This window comes from Streptomyces longispororuber, from assembly GCF_014656095.1.
GTDB lineage: Bacteria > Actinomycetota > Actinomycetes > Streptomycetales > Streptomycetaceae > Streptomyces > Streptomyces longispororuber.
Window position 1 is genome coordinate 22,124 of the sequence record NZ_BNBT01000034.1, and the last position, 14,050, is coordinate 36,173.

The 14,050-nt window shown below is 71.9% G+C and carries 13 protein-coding genes; 2 read left to right on the top strand and 11 right to left on the bottom strand.

The window, feature by feature from the left end:
• Positions 1-88: 88 nt before the first annotated feature.
• Together IE330_RS13795 and IE330_RS13800 are read left to right on the top strand one after the other, a co-directional pair.
• Positions 89-709, top strand: a complete 621-nt coding sequence (locus IE330_RS13795) for a DUF47 domain-containing protein (RefSeq protein ID WP_016644813.1) — start codon at positions 89-91, stop codon at positions 707-709.
• Positions 710-718: 9 nt separating this feature from the next.
• Positions 719-1,717 carry an inorganic phosphate transporter gene (locus IE330_RS13800; RefSeq protein ID WP_190136259.1) on the top strand — a complete coding sequence of 333 codons (999 nt, stop codon included), beginning with the start codon at positions 719-721 and terminating at the stop codon, positions 1,715-1,717.
• Between the two features lie 247 nt (positions 1,718-1,964).
• Here the strand turns inward: IE330_RS13800 and pstB are convergent, their stop codons facing one another.
• The 11 genes from pstB to mshD all read right to left on the bottom strand — a co-directional run bounded on the left by pstB (position 1,965) and on the right by mshD (position 13,896).
• Positions 1,965-2,741, bottom strand: a complete 777-nt coding sequence (pstB, locus tag IE330_RS13805) for a phosphate ABC transporter ATP-binding protein PstB (RefSeq protein WP_190136260.1) — start codon at positions 2,739-2,741, stop codon at positions 1,965-1,967.
• Positions 2,742-2,815: 74 nt separating this feature from the next.
• Positions 2,816-3,883 (bottom strand): phosphate ABC transporter permease PstA, encoded by a 1,068-nt coding sequence (pstA, locus tag IE330_RS13810; protein ID WP_190136261.1) that lies wholly within the window; start codon positions 3,881-3,883, stop codon positions 2,816-2,818.
• Positions 3,880-4,905, bottom strand: a complete 1,026-nt coding sequence (gene pstC, locus IE330_RS13815) for a phosphate ABC transporter permease subunit PstC (protein ID WP_190136262.1) — start codon at positions 4,903-4,905, stop codon at positions 3,880-3,882. Before pstC ends, pstA begins: the two co-directional genes overlap by 4 nt.
• 105 nt (positions 4,906-5,010) lie before the next feature.
• Positions 5,011-6,132: a phosphate ABC transporter substrate-binding protein PstS gene (gene pstS, locus IE330_RS13820; protein WP_190136263.1), complete on the bottom strand. Its 1,122-nt coding sequence runs from the start codon at positions 6,130-6,132 to the stop codon at positions 5,011-5,013.
• Positions 6,133-6,618: 486 nt separating this feature from the next.
• Positions 6,619-7,050 carry an NUDIX hydrolase gene (locus IE330_RS13825; RefSeq protein WP_190136264.1) on the bottom strand — a complete coding sequence of 144 codons (432 nt, stop codon included), beginning with the start codon at positions 7,048-7,050 and terminating at the stop codon, positions 6,619-6,621.
• A gap of 16 nt (positions 7,051-7,066) precedes the next feature.
• Positions 7,067-8,167, bottom strand: coding sequence for a CHAD domain-containing protein (locus tag IE330_RS13830; RefSeq protein ID WP_373314642.1), 1,101 nt, complete (start codon positions 8,165-8,167; stop codon positions 7,067-7,069).
• Positions 8,148-10,424: an RNA degradosome polyphosphate kinase gene (locus IE330_RS13835; protein ID WP_190136265.1), complete on the bottom strand. Its 2,277-nt coding sequence runs from the start codon at positions 10,422-10,424 to the stop codon at positions 8,148-8,150. The genes IE330_RS13830 and IE330_RS13835 overlap by 20 nt, the downstream gene beginning before the upstream one ends.
• 218 nt (positions 10,425-10,642) lie before the next feature.
• Positions 10,643-11,530, bottom strand: a complete 888-nt coding sequence (locus tag IE330_RS13840; protein WP_190136266.1) for an ABC-2 membrane transporter-related protein — start codon at positions 11,528-11,530, stop codon at positions 10,643-10,645.
• Between the two features lie 14 nt (positions 11,531-11,544).
• Positions 11,545-12,447, bottom strand: a complete 903-nt coding sequence (locus tag IE330_RS13845; protein ID WP_190136267.1) for an ABC transporter ATP-binding protein — start codon at positions 12,445-12,447, stop codon at positions 11,545-11,547.
• Positions 12,444-12,851 carry a GntR family transcriptional regulator gene (locus IE330_RS13850; RefSeq protein ID WP_190136268.1) on the bottom strand — a complete coding sequence of 136 codons (408 nt, stop codon included), beginning with the start codon at positions 12,849-12,851 and terminating at the stop codon, positions 12,444-12,446. Before IE330_RS13850 ends, IE330_RS13845 begins: the two co-directional genes overlap by 4 nt.
• A 103-nt stretch (positions 12,852-12,954) precedes the next feature.
• Positions 12,955-13,896: a mycothiol synthase gene (gene mshD, locus IE330_RS13855; protein WP_190136269.1), complete on the bottom strand. Its 942-nt coding sequence runs from the start codon at positions 13,894-13,896 to the stop codon at positions 12,955-12,957.
• Positions 13,897-14,050: the final 154 nt, after the last annotated feature.

A 14,050-nucleotide genomic window follows, 5' to 3' on the forward strand; every position in this document is an offset into this window, starting at 1 on the left:
GCGACACTGGGGTCTGGCCGGTTAGCCGTGGCCGGATGATGCGCCTAGCATCAGCCTGTCCGCATCCAAAGCACCCCGAGGACCCCACGTGCGATTTCGTCTGACCCCCAGGGAGACGAGCTTCTACGACATGTTCGCGGCATCCGCGGACAACATCGTCACAGGCTCCAAGCTCCTGATGGAACTGCTCGGGGCCGACGCCTCGGCCCGAGCCGAGATCGCAGAGCGTATGCGGGCCGCGGAACACGCGGGGGACGACGCGACGCATGCGATCTTCCACCAGTTGAACTCCTCGTTCATCACGCCGTTCGACCGCGAGGACATCTACTCCCTCGCGTCCTCGCTCGACGACATCATGGACTTCATGGAGGAGGCCGTCGACCTGGTCGTCCTGTACCAGGTCGAGGAGCTCCCCAAGGGCGTCGAACAGCAGATCGAGGTCCTGGCCCGGGCCGCCGAGCTGACGGCCGAGGCCATGCCGCACCTGCGCACCATGGACAACCTCACCGAATACTGGATCGAGGTCAACCGTCTGGAGAACCAGGCCGACCAGATCCACCGCAAGCTGCTCGCGCACCTGTTCAACGGCAAGTACGACGCCATCGAGGTGCTGAAGCTCAAGCAGATCGTCGACGTGCTGGAGGAGGCGGCCGACGCGTTCGAGCACGTCGCCAACACCGTGGAGACCATCGCGGTCAAGGAGTCCTGAGGCCCCGCCATGGACACCTTCGCGCTGGTCGTGACCATTGCGGTCGCGCTCGGATTTACGTATACGAACGGCTTTCACGATTCCGCGAACGCCATCGCCACGTCCGTCTCCACCCGTGCCCTGACGCCCCGTGCGGCGCTCGCCATGGCCGCGGTGATGAACCTGGCCGGGGCCTTCCTCGGCAGCGGCATCGCCAAGACCGTCAGCGAGGGGCTGATCGAGACGCCGCACGGCACGAAGGGGATGTGGATCCTCTTCGCCGGCCTCGTCGGCGCGATCGTGTGGAACCTCGTCACCTGGTACTTCGGGCTGCCGTCGTCGTCCTCGCACGCGCTGTTCGGCGGGCTCGTGGGGGCCGCGCTCGCCGGGGGCATCGACGTCATCTGGTCCGGTGTCGTCGAGAAGATCGTCATCCCCATGTTCGTCTCGCCCGTGGTCGGCCTCCTGGTCGGCTATCTGGTGATGTGCGGGATCATGTGGCTGTTCCGCAAGTCCAACCCGCACAAGGCGAAGCGGGGCTTCCGGATCGCGCAGACCGTGTCGGCCGCGGGCATGGCCCTCGGCCACGGCCTCCAGGACGCGCAGAAGACCATGGGCATCGTGGTGATGGCCCTGGTCATCGCCGATGTCGAGGACGCGGGCGACCCCATCCCGGTGTGGGTGAAGATCGCCTGCGCGGTGATGCTCTCGCTCGGTACGTACGCCGGCGGCTGGCGCATCATGCGCACGCTCGGCCGGAAGATCATCGAGCTGGACCCGCCGCAGGGCTTCGCGGCGGAGACCACGGGCGCGGGGATCATGTTCACCACCGCCTTCATGTTCCACGCGCCGATCTCCACGACTCATGTGATCACCTCGGCGATCATGGGTGTGGGGGCGACCAAGCGGGTGAACGCCGTGCGGTGGGGCGTCGCCAAGAACATCATCCTCGGCTGGTTCATCACGATGCCCGCGGCGGCCGTGGTCGCCGCGCTGAGCTTCTGGGTGGTCAACCTCGCCTTCCTGTGAGGCGCGCCCCTGCGGCAGGCGAGTGCCCCCGGTCCGGATCGGTCGACGATCCGGGCCGGGGGCACTTTCGTGTCCGCGGTGGTGGCGGACTCCCCGGAGGCGCCGACGAGGACGACGTGGGTGACGCGCGGGCGCGGTGCCCGCAGGGCGCACGGGGACGGGCCCGCCCCCCGGGAGCCAGGGGGCGGGCCCGTTTCATCCCCTGCGGTGGCACCGCCATGCAGCACCGCGGGGAGTCGGGGGCGGCTCAGCCGAAGCGGCCGGAGATGTAGTCCTCGGTGGCCTGGACCGACGGGTTGGAGAAGATGCGCTCCGTCTCGTCGATCTCGATGAGCTTGCCGGGCTGGCCGACGGCGGCGAGGTTGAAGAACGCCGTGCGGTCCGAGACGCGGGCGGCCTGCTGCATGTTGTGCGTCACGATGACGATCGTGAAGCGCTCCTTCAGCTCGCCGATCAGGTCCTCGATGGCCAGGGTGGAGATCGGGTCCAGGGCCGAGCAGGGCTCGTCCATGAGCAGCACCTGGGGCTCCACGGCGATGGCGCGGGCGATGCACAGGCGCTGCTGCTGGCCGCCGGAGAGGCCGGAGCCGGGCTTGTTCAGGCGGTCCTTGACCTCGTTCCAGAGGTTGGCGCCCTTGAGGGACTTCTCGACGACGTCGTTGAGCTCGGACTTCTTGTAGGAGCCGTTGAGCTTCAGGCCCGCGGCCACGTTGTCGAAGATCGACATCGTGGGGAAGGGGTTGGGGCGCTGGAAGACCATGCCGATGGTGCGGCGCACGTTCACGGGGTCGACGCCCGAGCCGTACAGGTCGTCGCCGTCGAGGAGGACCTTGCCCTCGACGCGGCCGCCGGGGGTGACCTCGTGCATGCGGTTCAGGGTGCGCAGGAAGGTGGACTTGCCGCAGCCGGAGGGGCCGATGAAGGCCGTCACCGAGCGGGGCTCGACCGTCATGGAGATGTCTTCGATGGCCTTGTGGGAGCCGTAGAAGGCGTTGAGGCCCGAGACGTCGATTCGCTTGGCCATGGGGATCACTGCTTTCGGGAAGTCTGGCTGTTGGTCGCTGGCGGCCCCACTCGGCGGAGCCGAATGATGTCGCCTCAGCGACCGGTCTTCGGGGCCTTCCAGCGGGCGATGCCACGGGCCACGAGGTTGAGGATCATGATGAAGGAGATCAGGGCGAGCGCCGCCGCCCAGGCGCGGTCGTAACCGGCCTGCGTACCGGACTGGTACTGCTGGTAGATGTACAGCGGCAGCGAGCCCTGGGGGCCGTCGAACGGGTTCGTGTTGATGAAGGGGTTGACCCAGACCAGGAGCAGCACGGGCGCGGTCTCGCCGGCGATGCGGGCGACGGCCAGCATGACGCCGGTGGTGATGCCGCCGATCGCGGTGGGCAGGACCACCTTCAGGATGGTGCGCCACTTGGGCACGCCGAGGGCGAGGGAGGCCTCGCGCAGTTCGTTCGGGACGAGCTTCAGCATCTCCTCGGTGGAGCGCACGACCACCGGCATCATCAGGATGGACAGCGCCATGGCGCCGGCCCAGCCGGAGGAGTCGAAGCCCAGGATCAGGATCCAGAAGCTGAGGACGAACAGACCGGCGACGATCGACGGGATGCCCGTCATGACGTCGACGAAGAAGGTGACGGTCTTGGCGAGCTTGCCCCGGCCGTACTCGACCAGGTAGATCGCGGTGAGCAGGCCGATCGGCACGGCGATCACGCAGGCGAGGCCGACCTGCTCCAGGGTGCCGATGATGGCGTGGTAGATGCCGCCGCCGGGCTCGTCGTCGGCGACGACACCCATGGAGTGGCTCAGGAAGTAGCCGTCGAAGACCTTCACGCCGCGCTCGACGGTCTCGTAGATCAGCGAGGCCAGCGGCACCACGGCCAGCAGGAACATCACCCACACCAGGGAGGTGGCGAGGCGGTCCTTGGCCTGGCGGGTGCCTTCGACCCGGGCGGCGAGGGCGTAGCTGACGGCGACGAAGAGCACCGCCGCGATCAGTCCCCACTGCATGCGCGACTCGAGGCCCGCCGCCAGGCCGATGCCGACCGCGACGGCGAGGGACCCTGCGGCCACGGCGTACGGCGTCCAGCGCGGCAGGCGGGCGGCCTTCAGCGGGGTGGTGTCGTGCCCGCCGCCGGGCTTGATGGTGACGGTGCTCATGCGTTGGCCCCCGAGTACTCCTTGCGGCGGGCGATGATCAGCCGGGCCGCGCCGTTGACCAGCAGGGTGATGACGAACAGGACGAGGCCGGAGGCGATGAGGGCGTCGCGGCCGTACTCGCTGGCCTCACTGAACTTGCTGGCGATGTTCTGCGCGAAGGTGCCGCCGCCGTAGTCGAGCACGGACGCGTTGATGACGAAGTTGGGGGAGAGCACGGTGGCCACGGCGATGGTCTCGCCGAGCGCACGGCCGAGGCCCAGCATCGAGGCGGAGATGATGCCGGAGCGGCCGAACGGGAGCACCGACATGCGGATGACCTCCCAGCGCGTGGCGCCGAGGGCCAGCGCGGCCTCCTCGTGCATCTTCGGGACCTGGAGGAAGACCTCGCGGCTCACGTTCGTGATGATCGGCAGGATCATGATCGCGAGCAGGATGCCGACGGTCATCAGGGAGCGCGGGGCGCCGCCCTCGTACTCGAAGACGCCGGTCCAGCCGAAGTAGTCGTCGAGCCAGCTATAGAGGCCGGTGAGGTTCGGGGCGACCACGAGGGCGCCCCACAGGCCGTAGACGATCGAGGGCACGGCGGCCAGCAGGTCGATCACGTAGGCGATGGGGGCGGCCAGCTTGCGCGGCGCGTAGTGCGAGATGAACAGCGCGATGCCGATGGCCACGGGCACGGCGATGGCCAGCGCGATGATCGAGCTCACGATGGTGCCGAAGACAAGCACGGCGATGCCGAAGTAGGGCTTGCCGTCATGGGCGACACCGGCGGGGTCCCACTCGAAGGTGGTGAGGAAGTTGCCCTCGTTGTCCGCGAGCGCGACGGAGGCGCGGTAGGCGAGGAAGGCCGCGACGGCGGCCATGATCAGCAGCAGGACGATCCCGGAGCCCCGGGAGAGGCCGAGGAAGATCCGGTCACCCGGGCGGGTGGCACCGCGTGCGGCGCGCTTCTGCTCGGGGGTCGTGGGCTTGGCGTCCTCGACGTGCGAGGGCGGCGGTGGCGTGTCGGTGGGTATGTCCATGGGGTTCTCCGGTCTGCGGAGCCGGCCGTGCGGTCGGCGCGTGCGGCTCCAGGCGGCGGTGCACCGGACGGCGCGGCCCGCCGGGGTGGCGGGCCGCGCTCAGGTTCAGCTCAGGCCCTTGATGGTGTCGCGGACCTTGGTGATGATCTCGGTGGGCATCGGGGCGTAGGACTCGTCCTTGAGGAGGGCCTGGCCGTCCTCGGAGGCGATGTAGTTCAGGAAGGACTTCGTGGTGGCGAGGGTGTCCTTCTTGTTGTTCTTCTCGCAGACGATCTCGTACGTGACCAGGATGATCGGGTAGGCGCCCTCGGCCGCGGGCTTGTAGTTCAGCTCCATGGCGAGGTCCTTGCCCTGGCCGACGACCTTGGCCTCGGCGATGGCCTTGGAGGCGTTGTCGACGGTGGCCTTGACCGGCGTCTTGGCGTCGGTCTTGATGTCGACGGTCTTGATGCCCTCCTTGGCGTACGACAGCTCCATGTAGGAGATGGCGCCCTCGGTCTGCTTCACCTGCTGGGCGACGCCGGAGGAGCCGTTCGCGGACTGACCGCCCTTGGCGGCCCAGCTCTTGCCCGGCTCGTGCGGCCAGGCGGAGGGGGCGGCGCCCTTGAGGTACTTGGTGAAGTTGTCCGTGGTGCCGGACTCGTCGGAGCGGTGGAAGGCCTGGATCTTGGTGCCGGGCAGGTCGGCCTTGGGGTTGAGCTTCTTGATCGCCTTGTCGTCCCAGGTCTTGATCTTGCCGTTGAAGATCTCGGCGATGGTCTTGGCGTCCAGGACCAGGCTGTCGACGCCCGGGACGTTGTAGCCGACCGCGATCGGGCCGCCGACCATCGGCAGGTCGATGGCCTGGCTGTCCTTGCAGACCTTCTTCGACTCGGCGATCTCGTCCGGCTTCAGGGCCGAGTCGGAGCCCGCGAAGGCGGTCTGGCCCTGGAGGAAGGAGGTGATGCCGGCGCCCGAGCCGTCCGGCTTGTACTGGAGCTGCACGTCCTTGCAGGCCGCGCGGTACTGCTTGACCCAGGCGTCGATCGCGCCCTTCTGCGCGGACGAGCCGGAGGCCATGAGCTGGCCCTTGGCGCCCTCGCAGTCGATCTTGCTGTTGGCGGTGGTCTTCTCGCCGCCGTTGCTGTCGCCGGTGTCGTCCGAGCCGCACGCCGTGAGGGCCAGGGCGCCGGAGACGGCGAGAGCACCGAGGGTGAGGGCCCGCCGGTTCATGCGCTGAAGCTTCACTTTCGGGAGTTCCTTCCGGGAGCCGCCGGCCGTTGCCGGCCCGTCGTGGCGGCGTGCGAAGTGGTTCGGGTGGCCATGGCGGCCGATGGTTCTCGACACGCGGTGCGGGGACGGCCCGGGCGGTCGCGCCGCGCATCACGTAAGGCCGAAATTAGGCAGAACAGGTGAAGCGGCTGATGGCCGAACATGAACGAGCGGTGAACCTACGCGGACTTTGTGGTGAGGTCACGGGCTGATTACGGCGACGGGCGCGTGAAGGGTTCGTGGGGCGCACACCGATAATTTCGCGCCGGGAGCGTGCGCCGAGAGCGTGTCGGGGCCGGCGTCGCCGGGGCCGCGCGGGGGTGCCGTGAGCTGGGGGCAGGCGTCCGGCGGGGCGCGTGGGGCGTCCCGTGCGCGTGTGCACGCGTGAGGCCGGGGGAAGGGGGCGGCGCCCGCCCGGCGCGCCCGCCCGGCCCCCCGCCGCGGGGGCGCGCCCCGGCGGGCTCAGAGCGCCCCGGCGCCGCGCAGGGCGTCCAGGAGGACCGGCACCAGATCGCTGTCGCGGAGCCGGGTGAGGCGGGCGCGGGCCTCGTCGGGCGGGAGCCAGCGCACGCGGTCGACCTCGGAGCTTGGCGTGAAATGGCCGCCCGCGGACTCGGCGGCCCAGTAGTGGACCTCCTTGGGGCGGCCGTTGCTGAGGTAGTGGACCGTGGGCAGCGCGGGGCCGGGCACGCAGCGGTGGCCCGTCTCCTCCTCGACCTCGCGCAGGGCGCACGCCAGGAGCGACTCGCCCGGCTGGAGCTTGCCCTTCGGCCAGGACCAGTCGTCGTACTTGGGCCGGTGCACCAGGCACAGCTCCAGGCCGCCCGGGGCGGTGGAGCGGCGCCACAGGACGCAGCCCGCAGCCAGGACCGGCTCGGGCAGGGTCGTCGTCACCGGGCCTCCTTCCGGGTCACGGGGCGGTGACCGCCTCCCGTAGCCAGGCCTGCTGGAACGTGAACCGCGCCGCCTCCACCTCGTGGCGCTGGTCGGCGTGCAGGACGCCGAGCGCGTACGCGGTGGCCGGGGCGATGCGGGGCGTCCGCGCGGCCGCGGCCGCCGCCGTCGCCGCGTCCGCCGCCTCCCGGTGCAGGTCCAGGGCCTGGCTCGCCTGGCCGATGCGAGGGTCGCGCGGGGCGTCGCCGTGCAGGACCTCCTGGGCGTAGCGGTGCAGGCGCAGCAGGGAGCGGACCTTCAGCCAGGGCGCGTCCTGGGCCTCCGGGGCGGTGTCGGCGGCCAGGCCGTGGACGAGGGCCTCGGCGTTGTACGGGTGGCCCGCGCGCAGCAGTGGCAGCGCCGCGACGGCCTCCGCGAGCTGGGCCTCCGCCGCGGCGGCGAGCGGCTTCAGGTCGGTGTCCCGGGCCGGGTGGAGGGGGACCTCGCTGGCCAGGACGGCGACGGTGTCGGCGACGGCGTGGAAGCGGGAGGAGCCGAAGGCCTGGAGGGCCGCGGAGTGGGCCCGGGTGCGGGCCAGGGTGAGCTGCCGCTCCAGGAGGGCGGCGGCCTTGGCGGCGCCCACGGCCAGGTGCCCCGCGGGCTTCTTGACCCCCTGTCCGGCCCTGGTGTCGCCGGCGCGCGGCGCCGTGGGCCGCGGCCACCTCTCCCGCCCTGCGGGCCGGCTGCCCGCCGCGGACCCGGCCGCTACGGCGGGCGCGTCGGCCGGGGCCGGGACCGGGGCCGGGGTGGAGAGGCGGTGCAGGGCGCCGAGGAGCCGGTCGAGCCGGGCCGCGTACGCGTGCTCGCGGGCCAGGGTCCCGGAGAGCCAGGCCAGCTCGGGCCGGAGCTCCTCCGTCCACTCCTGGTCCAGGAGGGGGCGGAAGGTGTGCAGCGTGGCGCCGATGCGGCGCGCCGCGTGCCGCAGCGAGCGGGCCGCCGCCAGCGACTCCTCGGCCCCCTGCGCGTCCGTGGAGGCCTCGCGGTGCAGCCGCAGCGAGCGGAGGAAGGCGGTCGCCTGGTCCTGCAGGTAGACCGACAGGGCCTCGCCCGCCGTCATCTCATGGTGTTGCTGTGCCACGCCGGCGCCTCCGGGCGTCTATGAGCATCTCCTGTACGTTCCGCAGGGGCTGGCCGTCCGGGTCGGTGGCGTGCCGCGTCCAGTTGCCGTCCGCCCCCAGGTGCCACGAGGCCGTGGTGTCCGACATGCCGGTCTCCAGGAGCCGCCCGAGGGTCGCCCGGTGGGCCGGGGCCGTCACCTTGACCAGCGCCTCGATGCGGCGGTCGAGGTTGCGGTGCATCATGTCGGCGCTACCGATCCACACCTCCGGCTCGCCGCCGTTGCAGAAGGCGAAGATCCGGGAGTGCTCCAGGAAGCGGCCGAGCACGGACCGCACGCGTATGTTCTCCGAGAGCCCGGCGACGCCGGGCCGGACGGCGCAGATGCCGCGCACCCACACGTCCACGGTGACGCCCGCCTGCGAGGCGCGGTACAGCGCGTCGATGACGGCCTCGTCGACGATCGAGTTGACCTTGATGCGGACGTAGGCGGGGCGGCCCGCGCGGTGGTGCTGTATCTCCCGGTCGACGCGGGCTGTCAGGCCGTCGCGCAGGGAGCGGGGGGCCACGAGCAGGCGGCGGTAGGTCTCGCGCCGCGAGTAGCCCGACAGGCGGTTGAACAGGTCGGAGAGGTCCGCGCCGACTTCCTGGTTCGCGGTGAGCAGGCCGAGGTCCTCGTACAGGCGGGCGGTCTTGGGGTGGTAGTTGCCGGTGCCCACGTGGGAGTAGCGCACGAGCTGGTCGCCCTCCTGGCGGACGACGAGCGACAGCTTGCAGTGGGTCTTGAGGCCGACGAGGCCGTACACGACGTGGCAGCCCGCCTCCTCCAGCTTGCGGGCCCACTTGATGTTGGCCTGCTCGTCGAAGCGGGCCTTCAGCTCGACCAGGACGAGGACCTGCTTGCCGGACTCGGCGGCGTCGATGAGCGCGTCGACTATCGGGGAGTCGCCGGAGGTGCGGTACAGCGTCTGCTTGATGGCCAGCACGTTCTCGTCGGCGGCGGCCTGCTCCAGGAAGAGCTGCACGGACGTGGAGAACGAGTCGTACGGGTGGTGCAGCAGCACGTCGTGGCCGCCGCGCAGGGCGGCGAAGATGTCGGGCGCGGACGCCGACTCGACCTCGGCGAGGTCGCGGTGGGTGCCCGCGACGTACTTGGGGTACTTCAGCTCGGGCCGGTCCAGGCCCGCGATGGCGAACAGGCCGGTGAGGTCGAGCGGGCCGGGCAGCGGGTGCACCTCGGACTCGCTGACCTTCAGCTCCCGCATCAGCAGGTTGAGGACCTTGTCGTCGATGGACTCCTCGACCTCCAGGCGCACCGGCGGCCCGAAGCGGCGGCGCATGAGCTCCTTCTCCAGCGCCTTGAGGAGGTTCTCCGCGTCGTCCTCCTCGACCTCCAGGTCCTCGTTCCGGGTGAGCCGGAACATGTGGTGCTCCTTGATGTTCATCCCCGGGAACAGCTCCTGGAGGTGCTTGGGCGCGGCGATGACGTCCTCGATGGGGACGTACCGCTGCGGCGAGGCCTCCAGGAAGCGGGACAGGAGCGGCGGGACCTTGACGCGGGCGAAGTGCTCGTGGCCGCTGACCGGGTTCTCGATGACGACGGCCAGGTTCAGGGAGAGGCCCGAGATGTACGGGAAGGGGTGCGCGGGGTCCACGGCGAGCGGGGTGAGCACCGGGAAGATGCGCTGCATGAACAGCGTGTAGAGCCGGGACTGCTCCTTGTCGGTCAGCTCGTGCCAGCGCACCACGTGGATGCCCTCGTCGGCGAGGGCCGGGGCGACCTCTTCCTGGTAGCAGGCGGCGTGCCGGGCCATCAGCTCGCGCGAGCGGGTCCAGATCAGCTCCAGGACCTCGCGGGGCTGGAGCCCGGAGGCGGAGCGGGTGGCGACGCCGGTGGCGATGCGGCGCTTGAGGCCGGCGACGCGCACCATGAAGAACTCGTCGAGGTTCGAGGCGAAGATCGCGAGGAAGTTGGCCCGCTCCAGGAGCGGGGTGTCCGGGTCCTCGGCGAGCTCCAGGACGCGCTCGTTGAAGGCGAGCCAGCTCCGCTCCCGGTCCAGGAACCGGCCCTGCGGCAGCGCGGCGCCGTCGTACCCGGACGCGGCGTCCTCGTCGTACCCGTCGAGGTCGGCGTCGAGGTCCGGGTCCAGGTCGGAGACGGTGGCCGCGACGGTGTGCGGGCGGTGTGCGGCGAGGGAGCCGACGGAGGGCTGGGCGTGCCGGATGCCGTCGGCGTCAGGGCTCGTCGTGCGGTCGGTCTGCGCGGTGGGCTCGCTCATGGATCCATTCTTCCGCGCACGCCCCCCGGCAAGCGCGCCGGAGGACGAGGGCGCGGGGCGGGCCCGGCCGTTCGGGCGCGCTCGGTCCGGCGCTGGGTCGGGCACGGGGGGCGGCTGCATTGCGTGAGCGTCGCAAGCCTGTCTGAATCATGGGTTACGCCGACATGACGCCTGGGAGTGCGCATGACGTCTCCCAGGCGTCCACCGGGCGCGCGGGATCAGGGCGTACGGCGGCGCAGTACCGCGTACGCGGCGCAGCCGGCCGCCGCCGCGAGGGCGAGGACGATGCCGCACTCGATGAGCTGGGTGTACCAGAAGTGGGAGCGGGGATGGAAGTCCACGAACCACTGGGTGACGCGGGTGTCGGCGGGGCAGCCGTGGCCGGGCAGGCGCTCCGGCACGCAGTGCCGCTCGATGAACCGCTCACCGGCGGCGTTGGTGACGCCCTGGTTCACCCAGAAGGCGTCGAACGGCAGCCCCGGGCGGTGGCCCCAGCCGTCACCCCGGCCGGTGGCGGTGTCCAGGGGGACGAGGTCCCAGCGCAGGCTGCCCAGGACGTACAGGACGGCGGTGGTGAGCGCGCCGGTGACGGCGACGGCGAGCAGGGTGCGGCGCAGGACCAGCGCCGTGAGCGCCCCGACGGCGACGGCGAGCAGGCAGTACGCGACGAGGGCGGGGCCGATCGCCTCGTACGTGCCCCGGTCCGGCCACATCAGCTCGGTGTAGCCGCGGGGTGCCCCGAGCCGGAAGACGCCCATGAGCGCGAGCGCGGCGGCCGCGGCGAGGCCCGCCCCGGTGACCAGCCGGGCGGTGAGCCACTGGGCCGGGGTGCGGGACTGGGCCCAGGCCAACCGGTGCTGGCCGCCCTCCAGTTCGCGCCCGACGAGCGGACCCGCCACGAAGGCGCCGACCAGCGCGGGCAGCGCCAGCAGGGCGACGGGCGCGTAGTCCAGGTACGTGGAGTACAGGGTGCCGGGGACGTCGCCGTCCTCGGGCAGGCCCCGGCGCAGGGCGGCCGTGCCCGCGGTCATGAGCGCGAGGAAGGCGAGGGCGCCCCACAGCGTGGCCCGGTGCAGCCGCAGCACGGTCCGGGGCGGGCGGGTCAAGGACGACAGGGTGCTCACGCCGCCACCCCCCGGTGGGCCGCGGTGGTGCCCGGGGTGAGCAGCGGGGGCACGGCGGGTGCGCGCAGATGGGCGAGCAACAGCTCCTCCAGGGACGGCTCCTCGACCTGCCAGCCCGCGTCGAGGGGGCCTTCGGGGCGGATGAGGGCGGTCAGGCCGCGGCCTGCCGCGCGGGACTCGACGACGGTGTGCCGGTCGAGGTCGGACAGCGGGCGGGCGCCGGTGACCAGGGCGTGGGCGTGCGTCAGGTCGTCGATGCCGCCGCCGAGGCGGACGCGGCCGCCGGACAGCAGCAGCACGTGGTCGCAGACGTCGGCCAGCTCGCCCACGATGTGCGAGGACATCACGACGGTGGTGCCGTGCTCGGCGGCCTCGCCCATGAGGGTGCCCATGAGCCGGTGCCGGACCAGCGGGTCGAGGTCGGCCATCGGCTCGTCGAGCAGCAGCAGTTCGGCGCGCTTGCCGAGCGCGAGGGCGAGCGCGACCCGGGTGCGCTGCCCGCCGGAGAGCGAGCGGACGCGGGCCCGGGGGTCCACGCCGGCGTCGGCGAGGACGCGCCCGGCCCGGGCGGCGTCCCAGCGGCCCGGGTTCAGCTCGGCGCCCAGGCGCAGCGTCTCGGCGACGGTGAGCTGCGGGTAGAGCGGCTTGTCCTGGGCGACGTACGCGACGCGGGGCCGGGCGGCGGCCGGGTCGGTGCCGAGGACGGCGAGGTGCCCGCGGGTGGGGCGCAGGATCGCGGCGGCCAGCGCGAGGAGCGTGGACTTGCCCGCTCCGTTCGGGCCGACGAGGGCGCACACGCGCCCCGCGGGCAGCCGGAAGGAGCAGCCGCGCAGCGCGGGCGCGCCCCGGCGCCGGTAGGACAGGTCGAGGTCGGCCGCCTCGATGGCGGTGTCGGTCATATGGATCCCCCCTGGGTGGTCATGTCCCGCGACGCGAACTGCTCGTCCAGGACGGCGGTGAACAGGGCCGCCGCGTCCTCGCGCTCCAGACCCGCGGCACGGGCACGCCGGGCCCAGTCCACGAGCTCCCCGCGCAGCGGCGAGTCGGCGGGCGCGCTGCCGAGGGTGGCCCTCACGAACGTGCCGAGGCCGCGCCGCGCCTCGACCAGGCCTTCGCGCTCCAGCTCGCGGTACGCCTTCAGGACCGTGTTCGGGTTGATGGCGGTGGCCTCGACGACCTCGCGGGCCGTCGGGAGCTTGTCGCCGGGCTCCAGCAGGCCGAGGCGCAGCGCCTGGTGCGTCTGCTGGACGATCTGGAGGTACGTGGCGACGCCGCTGCGCCGGTCGATGCGGTACTCGACCACTGCCTTGCACCACCCTTTCACTAATTGAGTAGTGAAAGGGTGATGCAAAGAAGGGGGCGGCGTCAAGTGACACCGCCCCCCGGGGCGTTCGAGGCGAGGCTCCTCAGGACTCCGTGCGGTACATCAGGTCCGTCTCGTGCGTGGTGAAGCCCAGCCGCTCGTACACGCTCACCGCCGCCTTGTTGTCCGCGTCCACGTACAGCATCGCCGTGGGCAGCCCGGCGGCGGCCAGGTGGCGCAGACCGATCGCGGTGAGCGCCTTGCCGAGCCCGCCGCCCTGGGCGCCCGGCCGCACCCCGAGGACGTACACCTCGCCGAGCCGCTCGGCCGCGTGCACCTTGGTCCAGTGGAAGCCGACCAGTTCGGCGCCGCCGTCGGCGCTCACGCGCTCGGCGAGGAAGAAGCCTGCCGGGTCGAACCACGGCTCCGCCTTGCGGTCGTCGAGGTCGCGCTGGGTCAGCGAGCCCTGCTCGGGGTGGTGCGCGAACGCCTCGGCGTTCACCGCGAGCCACGCCGCGTCGTCCTGGCCGGGGACGAAGGCGCGGACGCGGACGCCCTGCGGCAGCACCGGCTCGGGCAGCTCCAGGTCGGCCAGCGGCCGCCGCATCTGGCGCAGTTCGCGGAACAGGGTGAGCCCGAGCACCTGCGCCAGGTGCCGCGCGGCGGAGTGCCCGCCGTGCGCCCACGCCCGCAGCCGCCTGCCGGACTCGTGGAGCAGCGCGGTCCCCAGGGCGCGCCCGTGGCCGTGCCCCCGGTGCCCGGGCCGCACCACGAGCTCGGCGGCCGGAGCCTCCACGGGGTCGGTGTCCTCGAGCTGCGCGTACCCGATGAGCTCCCCGCCGACGGTGAGCAGCAGATGCCGTACGCCGTCCCGGGCCCCGCCCCGCAGTTGCAACCGCCCCTGCTCGGACACGGCCTGCTGCCCGTCGGTACGGGCGGCCTCCAAGAGAAGCCCGAGCACGGCGTCCGCCTGCTCGGCCGTGAGCGCGTCGTAGGTGTCGATCTGACGAAGGGCGGGGCCCCTGGCGGGCTGCTGGTCTGTCATGGATCCGAGGGTAAGACGAAGACGACGACGGCTGGCAAAGAAAGACCCGTCCGGCGTTTGAGGACGAGCGCGGTGTGGCGCGCGATGGCGACGGCGGCCGGTGGGGGTGGTCCAGCCTGTCCGGCATTTGAGGACGAGCGCGGAGCGCGATGAG